This is a genomic window from Bradyrhizobium sp. SZCCHNS1022, assembly GCF_032484835.1.
Lineage (GTDB): Bacteria > Pseudomonadota > Alphaproteobacteria > Rhizobiales > Xanthobacteraceae > Bradyrhizobium.
Genome location: NZ_JAUETT010000001.1, coordinates 1549125 through 1564162, shown reverse-complemented (window position 1 = coordinate 1564162; position 15038 = coordinate 1549125). Strand labels below are relative to the sequence as shown.

General features: G+C 64.5%; 21 protein-coding genes. 5 read left to right on the top strand and 16 right to left on the bottom strand.

All coding sequences use genetic code 11. The features are described from left to right. Positions 1–186: 186 nt before the first annotated feature. From QX071_RS07060 to QX071_RS07035, 6 genes are all read right to left on the bottom strand, one after another. Positions 187–672 carry a DUF2852 domain-containing protein gene (locus tag QX071_RS07060; protein ID WP_315701598.1) on the bottom strand — a complete coding sequence of 162 codons (486 nt, stop codon included), beginning with the start codon at positions 670–672 and terminating at the stop codon, positions 187–189. A 119-nt stretch (positions 673–791) separates the two neighbouring features. Next, on the bottom strand, positions 792–1499 hold the full coding sequence (locus tag QX071_RS07055) for a TetR/AcrR family transcriptional regulator (protein WP_315701600.1): 708 nt from the start codon (positions 1497–1499) through the stop codon (positions 792–794). A gap of 273 nt (positions 1500–1772) precedes the next feature. Beyond that, a complete protein-coding gene (locus QX071_RS07050; protein WP_315701602.1) occupies positions 1773–2141 on the bottom strand; it encodes a hypothetical protein in 369 nt (122 codons plus the stop codon). A gap of 33 nt (positions 2142–2174) precedes the next feature. Next, positions 2175–2591 (bottom strand): YciI family protein, encoded by a 417-nt coding sequence (locus QX071_RS07045; RefSeq protein ID WP_315701604.1) that lies wholly within the window; start codon positions 2589–2591, stop codon positions 2175–2177. Between the two features lie 35 nt (positions 2592–2626). Then, entirely contained in the window at positions 2627–3040 is a 414-nt protein-coding gene (locus QX071_RS07040; protein ID WP_315701605.1) for a YciI family protein, read from the bottom strand. A 185-nt stretch (positions 3041–3225) separates the two neighbouring features. Further along, positions 3226–3474 (bottom strand): hypothetical protein, encoded by a 249-nt coding sequence (locus tag QX071_RS07035; protein ID WP_315701606.1) that lies wholly within the window; start codon positions 3472–3474, stop codon positions 3226–3228. A gap of 124 nt (positions 3475–3598) precedes the next feature. Here QX071_RS07035 and QX071_RS07030 point away from each other — a divergent pair, with 124 nt between their 5' ends. From QX071_RS07030 to QX071_RS07020, 3 genes are all read left to right on the top strand, one after another. After that, a complete protein-coding gene (locus QX071_RS07030; RefSeq protein ID WP_315701607.1) occupies positions 3599–4123 on the top strand; it encodes a helix-turn-helix domain-containing protein in 525 nt (174 codons plus the stop codon). 788 nt (positions 4124–4911) lie between these two features. Next, positions 4912–5694 carry an SDR family oxidoreductase gene (locus tag QX071_RS07025; protein ID WP_315701609.1) on the top strand — a complete coding sequence of 261 codons (783 nt, stop codon included), beginning with the start codon at positions 4912–4914 and terminating at the stop codon, positions 5692–5694. Between the two features lie 4 nt (positions 5695–5698). After that, the gene (locus QX071_RS07020; protein ID WP_315701610.1) at positions 5699–6145 is read left to right on the top strand and encodes a hypothetical protein; all 447 of its coding nucleotides are present in this window, start codon (positions 5699–5701) and stop codon (positions 6143–6145) included. Positions 6146–6150: 5 nt separating this feature from the next. On the opposite strand, the gene QX071_RS07015 is transcribed toward QX071_RS07020, so the two are convergent. From QX071_RS07015 to QX071_RS07000, 4 genes are all read right to left on the bottom strand, one after another. Next, positions 6151–6561: a VOC family protein gene (locus QX071_RS07015; RefSeq protein WP_315703102.1), complete on the bottom strand. Its 411-nt coding sequence runs from the start codon at positions 6559–6561 to the stop codon at positions 6151–6153. A 30-nt stretch (positions 6562–6591) separates the two neighbouring features. Further along, a complete protein-coding gene (locus tag QX071_RS07010; RefSeq protein ID WP_315701611.1) occupies positions 6592–7005 on the bottom strand; it encodes a DoxX family protein in 414 nt (137 codons plus the stop codon). Positions 7006–7119: 114 nt separating this feature from the next. Next, positions 7120–8391 carry an RNA polymerase sigma factor gene (locus QX071_RS07005; protein WP_315701612.1) on the bottom strand — a complete coding sequence of 424 codons (1272 nt, stop codon included), beginning with the start codon at positions 8389–8391 and terminating at the stop codon, positions 7120–7122. Then, complete coding sequence (locus QX071_RS07000) at positions 8388–8756, bottom strand: YciI family protein (RefSeq protein ID WP_315701613.1); 369 nt, start codon at positions 8754–8756, stop codon at positions 8388–8390. The genes QX071_RS07005 and QX071_RS07000 overlap by 4 nt, the downstream gene beginning before the upstream one ends. A 152-nt stretch (positions 8757–8908) precedes the next feature. On the opposite strand from QX071_RS07000, the gene QX071_RS06995 reads away from it, so the two are divergent. Then, entirely contained in the window at positions 8909–9874 is a 966-nt protein-coding gene (locus tag QX071_RS06995) for a glyoxylate/hydroxypyruvate reductase A (protein WP_315701615.1), read from the top strand. A 159-nt stretch (positions 9875–10033) separates the two neighbouring features. Here the strand turns inward: QX071_RS06995 and QX071_RS06990 are convergent, their stop codons facing one another. Beyond that, positions 10034–10693: a TetR/AcrR family transcriptional regulator gene (locus QX071_RS06990; RefSeq protein ID WP_315701616.1), complete on the bottom strand. Its 660-nt coding sequence runs from the start codon at positions 10691–10693 to the stop codon at positions 10034–10036. An 89-nt stretch (positions 10694–10782) separates the two neighbouring features. Here QX071_RS06990 and QX071_RS06985 point away from each other — a divergent pair, with 89 nt between their 5' ends. Then, entirely contained in the window at positions 10783–11427 is a 645-nt protein-coding gene (locus QX071_RS06985; RefSeq protein WP_315701617.1) for a glutathione binding-like protein, read from the top strand. A gap of 48 nt (positions 11428–11475) precedes the next feature. Here the strand turns inward: QX071_RS06985 and QX071_RS06980 are convergent, their stop codons facing one another. The 5 genes from QX071_RS06980 to QX071_RS06960 form a co-directional block, all read right to left on the bottom strand. Beyond that, entirely contained in the window at positions 11476–11943 is a 468-nt protein-coding gene (locus tag QX071_RS06980; RefSeq protein WP_315701620.1) for a nuclear transport factor 2 family protein, read from the bottom strand. 87 nt (positions 11944–12030) lie between these two features. Further along, positions 12031–12480: a tol-pal system-associated acyl-CoA thioesterase gene (gene ybgC / locus QX071_RS06975; RefSeq protein ID WP_315701622.1), complete on the bottom strand. Its 450-nt coding sequence runs from the start codon at positions 12478–12480 to the stop codon at positions 12031–12033. Between the two features lie 72 nt (positions 12481–12552). Then, a complete protein-coding gene (locus QX071_RS06970; RefSeq protein ID WP_315701624.1) occupies positions 12553–13476 on the bottom strand; it encodes a metallophosphoesterase in 924 nt (307 codons plus the stop codon). 88 nt (positions 13477–13564) lie between these two features. Beyond that, positions 13565–14611, bottom strand: a complete 1047-nt coding sequence (ruvB, locus tag QX071_RS06965) for a Holliday junction branch migration DNA helicase RuvB (protein WP_315701626.1) — start codon at positions 14609–14611, stop codon at positions 13565–13567. Beyond that, the gene (locus tag QX071_RS06960) at positions 14608–15027 is read right to left on the bottom strand and encodes a cytidine deaminase (RefSeq protein WP_315701628.1); all 420 of its coding nucleotides are present in this window, start codon (positions 15025–15027) and stop codon (positions 14608–14610) included. The genes ruvB and QX071_RS06960 overlap by 4 nt, the downstream gene beginning before the upstream one ends. Positions 15028–15038: the final 11 nt, after the last annotated feature.

Sequence of the window (15038 nt, the reverse complement as noted above, 5' to 3'; positions counted from 1 at the left end):
GAGGCAACGCAACCCGTTATAGTCACGGCGCGATCACAAGCTCGGCATCTGGGCGCGCAAGGCCGCGGCGCGACGCCGGCTTCACAGCCACCCATGCAAGACGCCCGCCTGCCGAGGCAGACGGGCGTCTTGTGAGCCGTCAGGTTTGGGGCTGGATCAACCTGAGGCGCGATGTCGCGGAGGTCGTCAGCCCTGCTGCGGCTGGTCGTTCGGCGGGGTCGGACGCTGGCGGTGCTGGGCCATGAAGGCGTCGAACTCCTCCTTGTCCTTGGCATGGCGCAGCCGGCTCAGGAATTCCTTGAATTCCTGCTGCTCCTCCTCGAGCCGCTGCAGCGTCTCCATGCGGTATTCATCGAAGGCGCGGTTGCCGCTCGAGGCCGGAGTGAAGCCGAAACCGAAGCCGCGGCGCTCCATCTTGTCGCGCATCCGCTCCATCTTCCACTGCATCCGTTCCATCTTGCTCTGCCAGCGATCGCCGCCGTTCCAGCACGCCATCTTTCTGCTCCCGAGTGTGAAAAAGAGAAGGGCAAGTCCGATCGGCCACCAAATGATGAAGCCGAGGATGGTCACAGCGATCCAGCCGGGATGCCAGGGCGACTCCATCATGTGGGGTCGCCGGTACTGGTCCTCGTCGGGGCCGCGCCATCGATTGACATCTGCGCTGTAGGCCATCTGCATCTCCATCACGGCGTCACGCCGCTGTGAATGTAAATAACATTTACATAGCTAGCTCAACCCGGGATTTTGTCAAGGCGACCACCTGACGCGCCGCCCGAATTATTTTTGAAAGATTATTTCGCCCGGCCCCACGGTCCCGACGGCCGCTCGTCCTCGGGCAAAGGAGGCGGCGCGGCGCGGCGATCGCCGGGGAAACCGAGGCCGCGCAGATAGATCAGGAGCTCGGCTTCGAGCAGCTCCTCCGGCGACATCGGCAGCTTGCGGCGCGCCGCATCGCCGCGCCCGAACAGCGAGGCGATGCCATGGGCCATCGACCAGATGTGCAGCGCCATCATCATCGCGGGCGGACGCGGGATGCCCGCCGGCGCCAATGCCGTAAGCCGTTCCGCGGCCGCGCGCAGAACGCCGAATGCACGCTCGCCGGCAGCCATGAGGCCGGGCGTGGAATCGGCCGGCACGCCGGATTCGAACATCGCCGAATAGAAGGCCGGCTCCTCGCGCGCGAAGGCGAGGTAAGCCTTGCCGACCCGCTCGAATGCGGTGACCGGATCGGGCCGCCCGTCGTCCCAGGCCGCCGTGAGCTGGCTCTCGAACTGCTCGAAGCCGCGCTGGGCGATGCTGGTCAGGAGCTCGTCGCGGTCGCGGAAATGGCGATAGGGCGCAGCGGGGCTGACGCCCGCCATCCGCGCGGCGTCGGCAAAGGTGAAGCCGGCGGCGCCCTTCTGCGCGATCAGGTCGAGCGCCGCCTGCAGCAGCGCCTCCTTGAGGTTGCCGTGATGATAGCCGCGCTCGGCGCGGCGCTCTTCCTTGCGCCAGCTCATGTGAATGGCTTTTACATGAGCGGAACGGCCGGAGGCCAGAAACTTTCACACGGAGATGTCCCGCGCTTAAGCGACAGCGGGGTGAACAGCCGACGGGGCGCGATCTCCAACACCGGAGGCCATGGACTCCCCTCCCCCTTGCGGGGAGGGGTTGGTGGGGGTCCACACCGGACACTGTGGATGGAGTACCCCCTCCCCGACCCTCCCCCGCAAGGGGGGAGGGAACGCACCGCCCGCGCCGCACGATGGGAGCCTCTCCAGAGCCACTCTGTCCTAACCGCCGGGGATCGGCAGCACCGGCATGATCTCGACCCGCTCGCCCGGGAAGATCGCAAAATGAGGATGGTTCTCGAACATCTTCGCCGCTGCCTCATGCGAGGCGGCGCGAACCGTCGTGAACGCACCCATCTCGTTGCTGATGTCGGCGATCCCGTCCTTGGCGACCCGCTTGGTCTTGCCGAGCGGACCGCCCATGCCGACGATCGCGTCCTTGTGCTTGTCGACCCAGGTGTGCCAGGCGGCCATGCCCTGCTGCTCTTTCGCCTTCCGATCGGTTTCGGACAGCGCCTCCCAGGCCTTCCATTGCGGACTGGTCCTGCTGCCAAGAAACACGGCGAGATAGGTGTTGCTGTTGTCGCTCATCGGTTCTTCCCTCTGCTTGTTCGATCTGCTGGATTAACAACGGCCGGCGCGCGGCAGATCGTCGAACCCGGCCGCGGCCTTCTGCACGTCTTCGGAAAAATCCGTCAGTTCCTGGACCTGGCGGATCTCGATGATCTCGTCGTCGGAGGCCGGGCATTTCGTGGCCCATGCGATCGCCTCGTCCCGCGAGGCGACCTCGATCATCCAATAGCCGCCGAGCACCTCCTTGGCTTCGGCGAACGGACCGTCGGTCACCACCGGCTTGCCGGCGGCGAAGGAGACCCGCGCGCCCATCGACAGCGGATGGAGCCCGTCCAGCGTGATCAGCACGCCGGCGTCCTGCAGATCCTGGTTGTAGCGCATCATCGCAGTGACCCGCTCCGGATCGAGCTTCACGTCCGGTGGCGCATTCTCATAGCCGAGCGGAATCATCAGCATCATGAATCGCATCTTTGCCTGCTCCTCTCCTGGATCGTCCTGTCCGATCAGCCGTTGGCGGCCCTCGCGCGCAGCCGTTCCTCCTGGGCACGCAGTTCCGGCGTCAGGGCCTCGCCGAAATCCTCCGCCGCATAGACCTGCCGAATCTCGATCTCGCCGCTCGGGAACGGCGCCCGCTTCATCTGCTCGATCACCTCGTCGAGCGACATGGCCTTGAGGATCCAGAAGCCCGCGGTCAGATCGCGCGAGAGTTCGAACGGTCCTCGCGTCACCTGGACTTGATCGCCCGAGAAATCGATCCGTGCGCCCTTGGCGGTCGGATGCAGCCCCTCGCCGGCTTCCATCATGCCCGCCTTCACCAGTTCTTCGTTGAACCTGCCCATCGCCGCAAACTCCTCGGTGCTCGGCAAGATGCCGGCTTCCGAATCCTTGGTGGCTTTCACGATCACCATGAACCGCATCGTCGCTCTCCCCGGTCCGCTGCCGCCGGGATCACCCCGGCCTCACCACAAAGACGAACCGGCCCTTACGGCACCGACATCGGGGAGGAAATTATTTCGGAGGTCATTGCGTCGCAGGCCGGTCCGCGTTCCCGCCCCGCGTGAGCGACATGGCCCCTCCTAGAGCTGCGGAACGTAGTTCAGGATCACGAGAAGACATATTTCGGCGCCGAATTCATGAAGTCCGCGATCTCGCCGCTCGCGGTCGGCCAGCAGCCGGCCATCAGCTCATAAGTGACGCGACCGAACAGAAGCCCATCGGCCCCGTGCAATTGCCAGAGCGAGAGCCGTTCGAGCTCATCATCGCAGACGTCATTGTGCCAGGTGATGTCGCGTCCCGGTCCTTCCACGAATCCGTCCAACGTCATCAGGTCCCACATGATCAACCTGGCCAACCCGTCGCCTTCCCATACCGCTTGCATTTTGCAACTGGTTGTAGACTGCCGAAACCGATGCAATATTGCAAGCGGTTTTTACCTCGACGAAGCCTGACTGGAATGCCCCTGACTGGAATGCCCAATGACCGACGCACAACGCTCCGGCTGCCCGATCAATCTTTCGCTGGAAGTGCTCGGCGACAAATGGAGCCTTCTGATCATCCGCGACATCATGTTCGGCAACCGCCGGCATTTTCGCGAGCTGCTCGGCAAGTCCGAAGAAGGCATCTCATCCAACATCCTGGCCGACCGCCTGAAGACGCTGCTCGAGGCCGGCATCATCACGCGCGAGGATGACCCGACGCATAAGCAAAAGGGGATCTATTCGCTGACCGAGCAGGGCATCGAGCTGTTGCCGGTCCTCGCGCAGATGGCCGGCTGGGGTTATAAGTATCTGCCGGTCACCGAAGAGCTCGGCATCCGCGCCAAGCTCCTGACCGAGGGCGGCCCGAAGCTGTGGGCCGAGTTAATGGACGAGCTGCGCGAGATTCACCTGGGCCGCAAACCGAGGCGCAAAACCGGCCCGAGCGTCGGCGAGCGCCTGCAAGCCGCTTATGAGCAAGCCGGCTATGAGAAGGTGCTGGCGAAGAAGAAGGCCAAGGGGTGAGGACTATCAGAGCGAAACTGAATTTGATCGGACATGAGGGGCCGCAGATATCAGACAATGCCGTCATTGCGAGCGAAGCGACATGTTCGCCGAAGCTCAAAGAGCGAAGGCGGAAGCAATCCAGACTTGAGGCCAGGACCATTTCTGGATTGCTTCGTCGTCTGCGCTCCTCGCAATGACGGAGAGAGATGGGCGCCTTGCGCAGATTGCCCGTCGTGCCAACATGTCGCATGCTGTTCGCCTTGTCATGTCGGGCAAATCAGAACGATGTTTGGTGCGTCCCGTGCTCATGAGAGGGGCGCTTCGCGATCGTCACGAACGTTGAGCGCGGGATGCGGTGGCCGTCCTCATATCCGGCGCTATTGCGCAAGACGACTGATATGGCGGCGGACGCGAAATCGCGTGGTCCTGGCATCCCGGTGCTGGTGTCAAGTTGGCGACGATGCTGCGCATCGCGCCGATGACGGGGGCAAGAACGCCGGTCCCCGAGGAGAGCGCGTATAAGCGTTAAAACCATCGCGCAGGGAAGGCCGGTGTGCGGCCATACCTGTGGTGACTGCCGCCTGCTTTCTTTGTTGCAGGCGGGCCATGGGTGTTGGCTAAACACTCGGCCTTCCCTGCGCCCTCGCTATCTTGAGGGCGATTGACGTGGCAAAGCTCGGACGCAAATCGCGCCGCGAGAAGGCGGTCGTTCATCTCGATGCAGCTTCGCTGCAGCGGCCGCCCGGACCTTGTGCTAGGATCGCGCCAGATGGCGCCGGAAGACCCGGCCGGAGTAGCTGACAGCGATGACGTCTTCCGAAAAAGTAGCCCTCGTCACCGGAGCCGCGCGCGGCATCGGGCTTGCGACCGCCAAGCGCTTCCTCCGCGAGGGCTGGCGGGTGGCATTGCTCGACATCGAGGAGCAATTGCTCCAGGACGCAGCAACACAACTCGAACGTCCTGATGCGGCCTTGGCGCTGCATTGCGACGTTGCGGACCCGGCGATGGTGACTCGCGCCTTCGTGCGGCTGGCTCGACGTTTCGGCCGGCTCGACGCGCTGGTCAACAATGCCGGGATCGCCCAATTCGCGCCGCTGATGGAGACCTCGGACGACGACTGGCATCGCATATTGGCGGTCAATCTGACCGGCCCGTTTCTCTGCACCAAGGCCGCTGTGCCGCTGCTGCGCGAACAGGGCGGCACGATCGTCAATATCACGTCGATCTCTGCGGTGCGCGCCTCCACCCTGCGCTCGGCCTACGGCACCAGCAAGGCCGGGCTCGCGCATCTCACCAAGCAGCTCGCCGTCGAGCTCGCGTCCGCCGGCATCCGCGTCAACGCGGTCGCGCCGGGCCCCGTGGACACCGCGATGGCCAAGGCCGTGCATACGCCCGATATCCGTGCCGGATATCACGACGCCATTCCGCTCAACCGCTACGGCCTTGAAGAGGAATTGGCGGAGGCTATTTTCTTCCTGAGCTGCGACCGCTCCAGTTACATCACCGGCCAGGTTCTCGCCGTGGACGGCGGGTTCGATGCCGCCGGGATCGGCTTGCCGGCCTTGCGAGGCGGGGGACAGAACGGATGAGATCATGTTCAGCTGGACCCGCATCATCCTGACCCTCGTTCTTGCGGTCGCACTATGGGCCATCGCCTCGGTGCTGGCGCGGGCCGACGTCCGCATCCTCGCCAGCCCCGGCGGAGAGGTCGGGCCGTTTCTCGACCTGTTCGAAAAGGTGCGCGATTCCGGCGAGCGCGTCGTGATCGACGGCCCGTGCCTGTCGGCCTGCACGCTGGTCCTGAGCGTGGTGCCGCAGAACCGCATTTGCGTGACCCGCCGTGCCGTGCTCGGCTTTCACGCCGCGCGCTCGGTCGATCCCCGCGGCCACACCTTCTCCGAGCCCGAGGCATCGAAGATCGTGCTCAAGGCTTATCCGAACGCAGTCCGCGCCTGGATCGAACGCCGCGGCGGATTGACGTCGCGGCTTCTGTTGCTGCGCGGACGCGAGCTGAAGGCGATATACCCGACGTGCCGCTAACGCGATCAGTAGCCTTCGGCCGGGCAGTTGATCATCCAGGGGATGCCGAAGCGATCAAAGCCCATGCCGAAACCCTTCGACCAGAAGGTCTTGCCGAACGGCATCGTGACCGAGCCGCCTTCCACCAGGCTTGCGAATTTCTGCTCGGCTTCCACAGGATCCTTGACGGTCAGCGACACCGCGAAACCCTGCGGCTTCTGGAAATATTCCGGCGGCACATCGGAGGCCATCAGCACCTGGCCATCGATCGTGATCGAGCCGTGCATGATCTTGTCCTTGCGCTCGGGTGGATACGGCATCTCGGGCGGTGCGTCCGCGTTGCGGAACAGCGCCTGGACTTTGGCGCCGAGCACCTTCTCGTAATGTTTGAACGCTTCTTCGCAGTTGCCATCGAAGTTCAGATAGGGATTGAGCATCGCTTCCTCCTTGGTGAACTCGTTCAATCGTCAGCGCTGCCACGGCAGCAGCGCGCGGAGATGCCGGTCGCGGAGCCAAAGGCCGCCCCACACCATCAGCCCAAGATAGAGCCCGAACAGCACATGGCTGAACAGCGGGCTGCCGATGCGGACATGCGCAGCGATGGCGCCGCCAAGATACCCGGTGAGCAGGATGGCTCCCACCATCGAGGTCGGGGGGATCGCGTACAGCACTGTACAGGCGATCGTGATGACGCCGAGCGATCGCGCCATCGCCTCGCTGGAGCCATAACCTATCCGCTCCATCGTTTCTGTGACAACAGACAATGGCAACAGCTTGATCGCGCCGTCGAACAGCATGAACAGGATGACCAGGCCGCTGAGAACCCGGCCGCTCCACAATTCGGCTTTCGAAACCGGCTGATCCAGCGTGACCGTCGACATGTTCCGCTCCATCGTGCTGCTTTGCTCCTAGGACGAACGGGGATGGCGACGGACGACAGTTCGGGCGAAAAATTTATCTCAGAGCCTCAGCCCTGCGCGCATGCCAGGGCGGGTTCACCGGCCGGCCGTGGCCTGCTCCTGCGCGCAGTCGCGCATCAGGCGGTCGAGCTGCATGCGGATATGGGCGGCTTCGGCGGGGCTGTGCGCGAGCGCAATAGCGCGATCGAACGACGTTCGCGCCTCCTGGTTGCGGCCAAGCTGCATCAAGAGCGCGCCGCGAACGCCGTAGAAATAGAAGTAGTTCTGCAGCCGTTCGGCCAGAGGCTCGATCATCTCGAGCGCCGCTTGCGGACCGCGAGCCTTCGACACGGCAACGGCGCGATTGAGCGTCACCACCGGCGAGGGCTGCACCAGTTCCAGCGCGCCGTAAAGCAGGTCGATCTGGGCCCATTCGGTTTGCTCCGGCGTCGCGGCCTGGGCATGCAGGGCCGCGATCGCAGCCTGAATCAAGTATGGCCCGCTGCGGTGATGACGCATGGCCTTGTCGATCAGGGCCATGCCCTCCGCGATCATCGGCTGGTTCCACAACGAGCGATCCTGATCCTCCAGCAGGATCAGCGTGCCGTCGGCCGCGAACCGCGCGGCCGAGCGCGCATGCTGCAGCAACAGCAGCGCCATCAGCCCCATGATCTCCGGCTCGCTCGGAAACAGCCGCAGCAACAGCCGCGCCAGCCGGATCGCCTCTTCGCAGAGCGGCCTGCGGGTGTCGGCCGTCTCTCCGCTCACCGTGTAGCCTTCGTTGAAGATCAGATAGATCATCGCCGCAACGGCCGCGAGCCGCTCGCTGCGCTCGATGGCGCCCGGCGTCTCGAACGGCACATTGGCCTGCGCCACGCGCGCTTTCGCCCGCGTGATCCGCTGCTCCATGGCCGCCTCGCCGACCAGGAAGGCGCGAGCGATCTGCTTCACCGTGAGGCCGGAGACCACGCGCAGCGCCAGCGCAATCTGCTGGGTCGCCGGCAGCTCCTTGTGGCAGCAGATGAACAGGAGTCGCAGGATGTCGTCGCGGTAGTGCGAACCATCGAGCCGTTCGGCGAGCTCGGCTTCCGCATCGTCGAGATCGGAGATCGCCTCATCGGCCGGCAGCGGCTGCTGCCGCCAGCCGCGCCGGACCTCGTCGATGGCCGCGTTGCGGCCGACCATGATCAGCCACGCAGCAGGATCGCGCGGCGGCCCGTGCTCCAGCCAGCTCTTCAGCGCGCGCAGGCACGCGTTCTGGAAGGCCTCCTCCGCCGTATCCAGATCGCGGAAATAGCGCAACAACGCGCCGACGGCCTGGGGACGCGCCGATGTTAGTGCCGCATCGATCCAGGCCGTGTCGGTCATTTCAGGACACCTCCCGGCGCAAACATGCCGACCGGACGGATCTCGTAGGCGCCGCCGGGATTGGCCTGTCCGAGCTCGCGCGCGACCTCGAGCGCCTCGTCGAGGTTCTTGCAGTCGATGATATAGAAGCCGAGCAGCTGCTCCTTGGTTTCGGCATAAGGACCGTCGATCACCAGCGGCGGATCCTCCTTGCGCAAGGTCGCAGCCGCCGTGGTCGGCAACAGCCGCGCCACCGGCCCGAGCCGGCCCTGCTTGGCGAGCTTCTCTTGCACCACGGCGAGCTTGGCCATGACCGCGGCGTCCTGCTCCTTGCTCCAGGAGCCGACGAAATCCTCGTCGTGATAGCAAAGCAGGGCATACAGCATCTGAAGGCGTCTCCATTTGTTCTTAAGACGGTGCAGTATGCCTTCAGCCGACACATCAGCGAAGAAATTTTGCCGGGTTCCCTGCGGAAAGCGGTCGCGCGCCGCGGTCGGACCCGTCACCGATTTTTCCACACACCAAGAAGGACGATAGGATGAGCAAAGGCGCGCTGGCGCTTCTGATCCACGGCGGCACCGACAATTGGTCGCCGCAGCGCTGGAAAACACGTTTCGACGAGGTCTGCGGCGACCGCCACGTCGTGCTGCTGCCCGATGCCGGTCTCGATCCGGCCGAGGTGCACTACGCCGCGGTGTGGAAGCCCGTTCCCGGCGAGCTGGCCGCCTTTCCGAACCTGCGCGTGATCTTCAATCTCGGCGCCGGCGTCGACGCGCTGATGGCCGACACGACATTGCCGGCTGTGCCGCTGGTCCGGGTTGCGGTCGATGACCTGACCGCGCGCATGACCGAATATGTCGCGCTGCATGTGCTGATGCATCATCGCCAGGAGCTGTACTTGCGGGACTCACAGCGCGTGAAGCGCTGGGCGCCCCACTATCAATGGCCGGCCTCTGCGATCGGCGTCGGCATCATGGGGCTCGGCACACTCGGCGCCGACGCGGCCGATGTCTTGAAGCGGCTCGGCTTCCGCGTGGCCGGCTGGAGCCGCAGCGCAAAGCGGATCGATGGCATCGACTGTTTCCATGGCGCGGAGCAGCTCGATGGGTTTCTTTCGCGAACCGACATTCTGGTCTCGCTGCTGCCGCTGACGCCGGACACGCGGCACATTCTGAACCGCAGCCTGTTTGAAAAGCTCAACCGCGCCAGCCCGCTCGGCGCACCGGTCCTGATCAATGCCGGCCGCGGCGGCCTGCAGAATGAGGACGATATCCTCGCCTGCCTCGACGACGGCACGCTTGGCGCCGTCTCGCTCGACGTGTTCGCGCAGGAGCCGCTGCCCGCCGGCAGCCGCTTCTGGACCCATCCCAAGGTGGTGCTGACGCCGCACAACGCGGCCGATACCGATGCCGACGCCATCTCGCGCTACGTCGCCGAGCAGATCGCGCGCTTCGAAGCCGGCAACGCGCTGCAGAATGTGGTGGATCGGACGCGGGGATACTGATGTCCATCGAGGCTTACCGATGCCCATGATCATCGTCCCCGCGAAAGCGGGGACCCATAACCACAGTCCATCATGATGGCGCGAGCTGGTCGTTGCAGTCGCATCCCACAGCGACATCGCGCGGTCTGGGTCCCGGCGTTCGCCGGAACGACAGGCTGGCTAGCCCTTGCCCAGCATCACGTCGATCGCCCCCTTCACGATCGCGTCCAGCTCCTTGCGCGGCGCGCCGGCACGAGCGCGGACGGCGAGCGTGTGGATCGTCGCCGAGGCAAGCTGCGCCAGCACGACCGGATCGGCGCGCTCGGGCAGCTCACCCTTCTCCAGGGCACTGCGAAAGCAAACGGTGAAAGCCTTGTCGAGCCCACTCAGCGCATCCTGCACCATCGCCCGGATGTCTGGATCGGTAACCGCCTCCGAGCCTGCCGTCATCACCGTGAAGCAGCCGCGCGGCCCCTCCTCGCCCGACAAATAGATATCGAGGGCGCTGGCATAGATGCGTTCGAGCTGCTTTCGCACCGGCCAGTCGTTGCGGAAGATCTCCGCCATTTTGGCACGGGCCTCGTCGCGATAGCGCTGATAGCTCTTCATATAGAGCTCGCGCTTGTCGCCGAAGGCGCCGTAGAGGCTCGGCCGGTTCATCCCGGTCGCGGCGGAGAGATCATCGAGCGAAGTCGCGGCGAAGCCGCTCTGCCGAAACAGATCCAGCGCCTTGCCAAGCGCGACGTCCGGCTCATAGGCGCGCGGCCGGCCGCGGCGCTTCGTGGCGACGGGCTCGCTTGGCGGAGCCGGATCGGAGCCACCTTTTCTTTTTTGTACCATATCGCAATAAATTCCTTGACGACATCCATATTATGCAGAACAGTATAAAAATCAATAACAGCTCCGGTCTGGAGCTTATGGAGGCGTCCATGGATCTCTATTTCTCGCCACTCGCCTGCTCGCTCGCCACCCGCATCGCGCTTTATGAGGCCGGCGCGCCTGCGAGCTTCATCGAGGTCGATCCGAAGACCAAGGTCGTGCTGAAGGATGGATCGAATTTCCGCGCCATCAATCCGCTCGGTCTGGTCCCAACCCTGCGCACCGATGACGGTCAGGTGCTCACCGAGAATGCGGCGATCCTGCAATATGTCGCCGATCATTTCCCCGACGCTCATCTTGGCACCTCGCCCGGCATGGATCGCAGCCGACTGCATCAGTGGCTCTGCTTCATCGGCACCGAGCTGCACAAGGGCCTGTTCATTCCGATGCTGGACAAGACCGCGCCGGAGGAGATGAAGGCGCATGTGTTGAAGAAGAACCTCTCGCGCCTCGATTATCTCGAGACCTATCTGAAAGGGCGCGACTATTTGCTTGACCATTTCAGCGTGGCCGACGCTTATCTGGTGACGGTGATCAACTGGACCATGGCGACGCCGCCGATCGAGCTGGCAAAATGGCCGGCCGTGAAAGCCTATTACGAGCGGCTGCGCGCGCGGCCATCGATCGCGAAGGCGATCGCCGAGGAGTTCGAGCTGTACAAGGCCGAGATCGCCCGCCACAGGGCAGCGGCCTGAATGATGTCGATCGCGCCGCCCCGACTTTTGCCGCGGCGGCGCGGATCGTCAGAACGGGTCTTCGTTCAGGCCCGGCACGTCGGCCGGCCGCGGCCCCGGCGCAGCCCAGTGAAAGCGGCGATCCGCCTCGGCGATCGCGATGTCGTTGATGCTGGCCTCGCGCCGCTGCATCAGGCCTTGCACATCGAATTCCCACTGCTCGTTGCCGTAGGAGCGATGCCACTGCCCGTCGGCATCGTGCCACTCGTATTGAAAGCGCACCGCGATGCGCTTGCCGTCGAAGGCCCAGAGGTCCTTGATCAGGCGGTAGTCCAGCTCCTTCTGCCATTTGCGGGTCAGGAACGCGACGATGGCCGGCCGCCCCTGAAGAAACTCGCTGCGATTGCGCCAGCGGCTGTCCTCGGTATAGGCCAGCGAAACCCGCTCCGGATCGCGCGAATTCCAGGCGTCTTCCGCCATCCGGACTTTCTGAATCGCGGTCTCTTTCGTGAACGGCGGAAATGGCGGGCGCGACATCGGGACCTCGTGATCGTCAGCCGAAGGAGCCCGCACTCTAGCGCCGAAGCGGTGCGAGTCGATGGCGCATTTCTGATCGCACCATTGCTAAATGATATCGGCCTTCAAGAGCTCGCGCAGCGCCTTCGGAATCGGATGCGCCCGTCCCTCGCTGATGAAGGCGACCCGCACCTCGGCTTTGACCAGAACCTCATCGACGCGGCGGACCTCCTGCGCCAGGGTGATGGAAGCGCCCTTCACCGCGACCGGCCAGGTCACGATGTCGAGCACGTCGTCCATCCGCGCCGGCTTGAGATAGTCGAGTGCCATCGAACGCACGACGAAGGCAAATCCCGGCGCCTCGCTTTCGGCCTGTGCAAACAGCGCGTGCTGCTCCGCGCCCATCAGCCGCAGGTGATTGGTGCGCCCGCGCTCCATGAAGCGCAGATAGTTGGCGTGATAGACGATGCCGGAAAAGTCCGTATCTTCGTAGTAGACGCGCACCTGCATATGATGACGGCCGTCGCGGATCTCGCCGTCAAGATGGGAATATGTCACCGGATGCCCTCGGTTGCCGAGCAAAGGCTCGTTTTGCGCAAATCGAGCGGCAAGCGCAAGCGCTGGGACGCGCTAGGACACGGTGTCCGGCGGAGTGCCACCGACCGTCACCTGGACGATCTCCGGCGGCACGCCGATGCGAACCGGCATGATGCTGCAACCGAGCCCTCCGGACACGACCACGTCGCAGGCCATCTGCGTGTGGCCGTAGGCGAGCTTGTTGCCGTAGCGGGAGGGGACGATCGGCGCCCAGCCGAGCAGCCTCACCTGGCCGCCATGTGTGTGACCCGACAGCTGCAACGAAACCCGCTGCGGCACGTGCGCGGCAATGTCCGGCTCGTGGGCGAGCAGGACGATCGGCGAGTCGTCGGTCACCTTCCTGAGCGTGGTTGCGAGATCGTCGACGCCGATCCGGTTCACGGGACGAAAGCGGCGTGCCGGCATGTAGGCCAATTGATCGCCGAGGCCTGCAAGCCAGAACGGTTGGCCGTCCTTGACGAGCCGCACGGCATCGTTCTCGTAGACGGGAATTCCAATCGCTTCCAGCGCGCGCCGTGCGACCGTCGGTCCGCGGCCGGCGCGCTGCACCTCGTGATCGTCCCAATAATCATGATTGCCGAGGATGGCGTGAACGCCAAGCGGCGCCTTCAGGCCGGCCAGTACGGAGGCCCATGCGGGCGCTTCGATACGCTGGATGATGTGCCGATGACCGGCGACATAATCGCCGAGCATGACGATGATGTCCGGGTGCAGCGAGTTGGTGCGCGCGACGATCTCCTCGATGTGAGCCAGCGACATCCAGGGATCGCAGGCATGGAGGTCGGCGATCGCGGCGATCTTGAGCTGCAGGCGCTCGGGCCAGCGTGCCGGCTGGACGTGATAGTCCGCGACCTGCAGCCGGACCAGGGGTTCGACACCGACGCCATAGGCCGTCGTGGAAACTCCGGAGGCCGCGAACGCACCGGAGAATTGCAGGAAACGTCGACGTGTCAGCATGACTTATGAACCATGATCCCTGCGCGATCTTGTGCGCAGGGATTAAAGCCGATTTTGGGTGCGCTTTTGCAGATTCTCAGCAGTTTCGTTAATCATCCGCATCACTGCCGAACAATCCGAACTGCGCCGGATCGCGGTTGGGCTCGGCGAGGCCAAGATGCCGGAACGCGTGCGAGGTGAGCAGCCGGCCCCGCGGCGTCCTTTGCAGATAACCGCATTGGATCAGGTAAGGCTCGATGATGTCCTCGATCGCATCGCGCGGCTCGGACAGCGCGGCCGCCATGGTCTCGACGCCGACCGGACCGCCGCCATAGTTCAGCGCGATGGTCGAAAGATAGCGGCGGTCCATGGCGTCGAGCCCGGCGGCGTCGACCTCCAGCGCGCTCAGTGCATGGTCCGCAATGGCGCGATCGATCGCATCGGCATTGGCGGCGGACGCGAAATCCCGGACACGGCGGAGCAGCCGGCCGGCGATACGCGGGGTGCCGCGGGCACGGCGGGCGATCTCGTTGGCGCCATCGGCCGTCATGCCGACTTCCAGCACGCGGGCGCCGCGGGTGACGATCCTTTCCAGCTCCTCGACGGTGTAGAAGTTGAGCCGGATCGGAATGCCGAAGCGATCGCGCAACGGATTGGTCAGAAGCCCGGCGCGGGTGGTGGCGCCGACCAGCGTGAATTTCGCCAGATCGATCTTCACCGAGCGCGCAGCCGGACCTTCGCCGATGATGAGATCGAGTTGGAAGTCCTCCATCGCGGGATAGAGCACCTCCTCCACCGCGGGGCTCAACCGATGGATCTCGTCGATGAACAACACGTCGCGCTCTTCGAGATTGGTGAGCAGCGCGGCGAGATCACCGGCTTTTGCGATCACTGGGCCCGAAGTTGCACGAAAGCCGACGCCGAGCTCGCGCGCGACGATCTGCGCCAGCGTGGTCTTGCCGAGACCCGGCGGACCGACGAACAACACATGGTCCAGCGCCTCGCCGCGCTTGCGCGCGGCTTCGATGAAAATCGAAAGATTGGCCCGCGCCTGCTGCTGCCCGACGAATTCCGACAATTGCTGCGGGCGCAGCGCGGTGTCCCCGACATCGTCGGAGCGGCGCTCCGGGCTGACCATGCGGGCGGGCGGCTTCATTCGCTGCCGCGCTTGTACTTGTTGGGCAGAAGCTCTCCGATGCTCGTCACCTTCGGCTCGCGACCCTGGTCAGGCACGATCACGCGCGCCTTGGCGTCATAGTCATGGATCAGCTCGCGACAGATACCGCAGGGCGACACCACCGCGATCTTGCCGGGCTCGTCCGGCTTGGGATGGCGCACGGCGACGATGGTCTCGATACCGTGATCGCCATGTTCGGTAATGGCGCGGCCGATCGCGATCGCCTCGGCGCAGACCGCGATGCGGCCGATATAGGCGTCGATATTGACGCCGGTAACGATGCGGCCGTCGCGGGTGCGCATCGCCGCGCCCACTTCCTGCCAGTCGTTGCGATAGCGGTCGCTGATCACGGAGGTCGCGGCGTCGATCAGTTCCTGGTCTTCCTTACTCAGCATGATCGGGATCA

What these genes read in the sequence shown, in the direction of transcription:
- QX071_RS06985 (WP_315701617.1), top strand. Translation starts at nt 10,783, where the DNA reads ATGGATCTCTATTTCTCGCCACTCGCCTGCTCGCTCGCCACCCGCATC.
- QX071_RS07010 (WP_315701611.1), bottom strand. Translation starts at nt 7,005, where the DNA reads ATGTCGACGGTCACGCTGGATCAGCCGGTTTCGAAAGCCGAATTGTGG.
- QX071_RS07060 (WP_315701598.1), bottom strand. Translation starts at nt 672, where the DNA reads ATGGCCTACAGCGCAGATGTCAATCGATGGCGCGGCCCCGACGAGGAC.
- QX071_RS07030 (WP_315701607.1), top strand. Translation starts at nt 3,599, where the DNA reads ATGACCGACGCACAACGCTCCGGCTGCCCGATCAATCTTTCGCTGGAA.
- QX071_RS07055 (WP_315701600.1), bottom strand. Translation starts at nt 1,499, where the DNA reads ATGAGCTGGCGCAAGGAAGAGCGCCGCGCCGAGCGCGGCTATCATCAC.
- QX071_RS07050 (WP_315701602.1), bottom strand. Translation starts at nt 2,141, where the DNA reads ATGAGCGACAACAGCAACACCTATCTCGCCGTGTTTCTTGGCAGCAGG.
- QX071_RS06980 (WP_315701620.1), bottom strand. Translation starts at nt 11,943, where the DNA reads ATGTCGCGCCCGCCATTTCCGCCGTTCACGAAAGAGACCGCGATTCAG.
- QX071_RS07020 (WP_315701610.1), top strand. Translation starts at nt 5,699, where the DNA reads ATGTTCAGCTGGACCCGCATCATCCTGACCCTCGTTCTTGCGGTCGCA.
- QX071_RS06970 (WP_315701624.1), bottom strand. Translation starts at nt 13,476, where the DNA reads ATGCTGACACGTCGACGTTTCCTGCAATTCTCCGGTGCGTTCGCGGCC.
- QX071_RS07025 (WP_315701609.1), top strand. Translation starts at nt 4,912, where the DNA reads ATGACGTCTTCCGAAAAAGTAGCCCTCGTCACCGGAGCCGCGCGCGGC.
- QX071_RS07045 (WP_315701604.1), bottom strand. Translation starts at nt 2,591, where the DNA reads ATGCGATTCATGATGCTGATGATTCCGCTCGGCTATGAGAATGCGCCA.
- QX071_RS07005 (WP_315701612.1), bottom strand. Translation starts at nt 8,391, where the DNA reads ATGACCGACACGGCCTGGATCGATGCGGCACTAACATCGGCGCGTCCC.
- QX071_RS07040 (WP_315701605.1), bottom strand. Translation starts at nt 3,040, where the DNA reads ATGCGGTTCATGGTGATCGTGAAAGCCACCAAGGATTCGGAAGCCGGC.
- QX071_RS06990 (WP_315701616.1), bottom strand. Translation starts at nt 10,693, where the DNA reads ATGGTACAAAAAAGAAAAGGTGGCTCCGATCCGGCTCCGCCAAGCGAG.
- QX071_RS07015 (WP_315703102.1), bottom strand. Translation starts at nt 6,561, where the DNA reads ATGCTCAATCCCTATCTGAACTTCGATGGCAACTGCGAAGAAGCGTTC.
- QX071_RS07000 (WP_315701613.1), bottom strand. Translation starts at nt 8,756, where the DNA reads ATGCTGTATGCCCTGCTTTGCTATCACGACGAGGATTTCGTCGGCTCC.
- QX071_RS06960 (WP_315701628.1), bottom strand. Translation starts at nt 15,027, where the DNA reads ATGCTGAGTAAGGAAGACCAGGAACTGATCGACGCCGCGACCTCCGTG.
- ruvB (WP_315701626.1), bottom strand. Translation starts at nt 14,611, where the DNA reads ATGAAGCCGCCCGCCCGCATGGTCAGCCCGGAGCGCCGCTCCGACGAT.
- QX071_RS06995 (WP_315701615.1), top strand. Translation starts at nt 8,909, where the DNA reads ATGAGCAAAGGCGCGCTGGCGCTTCTGATCCACGGCGGCACCGACAAT.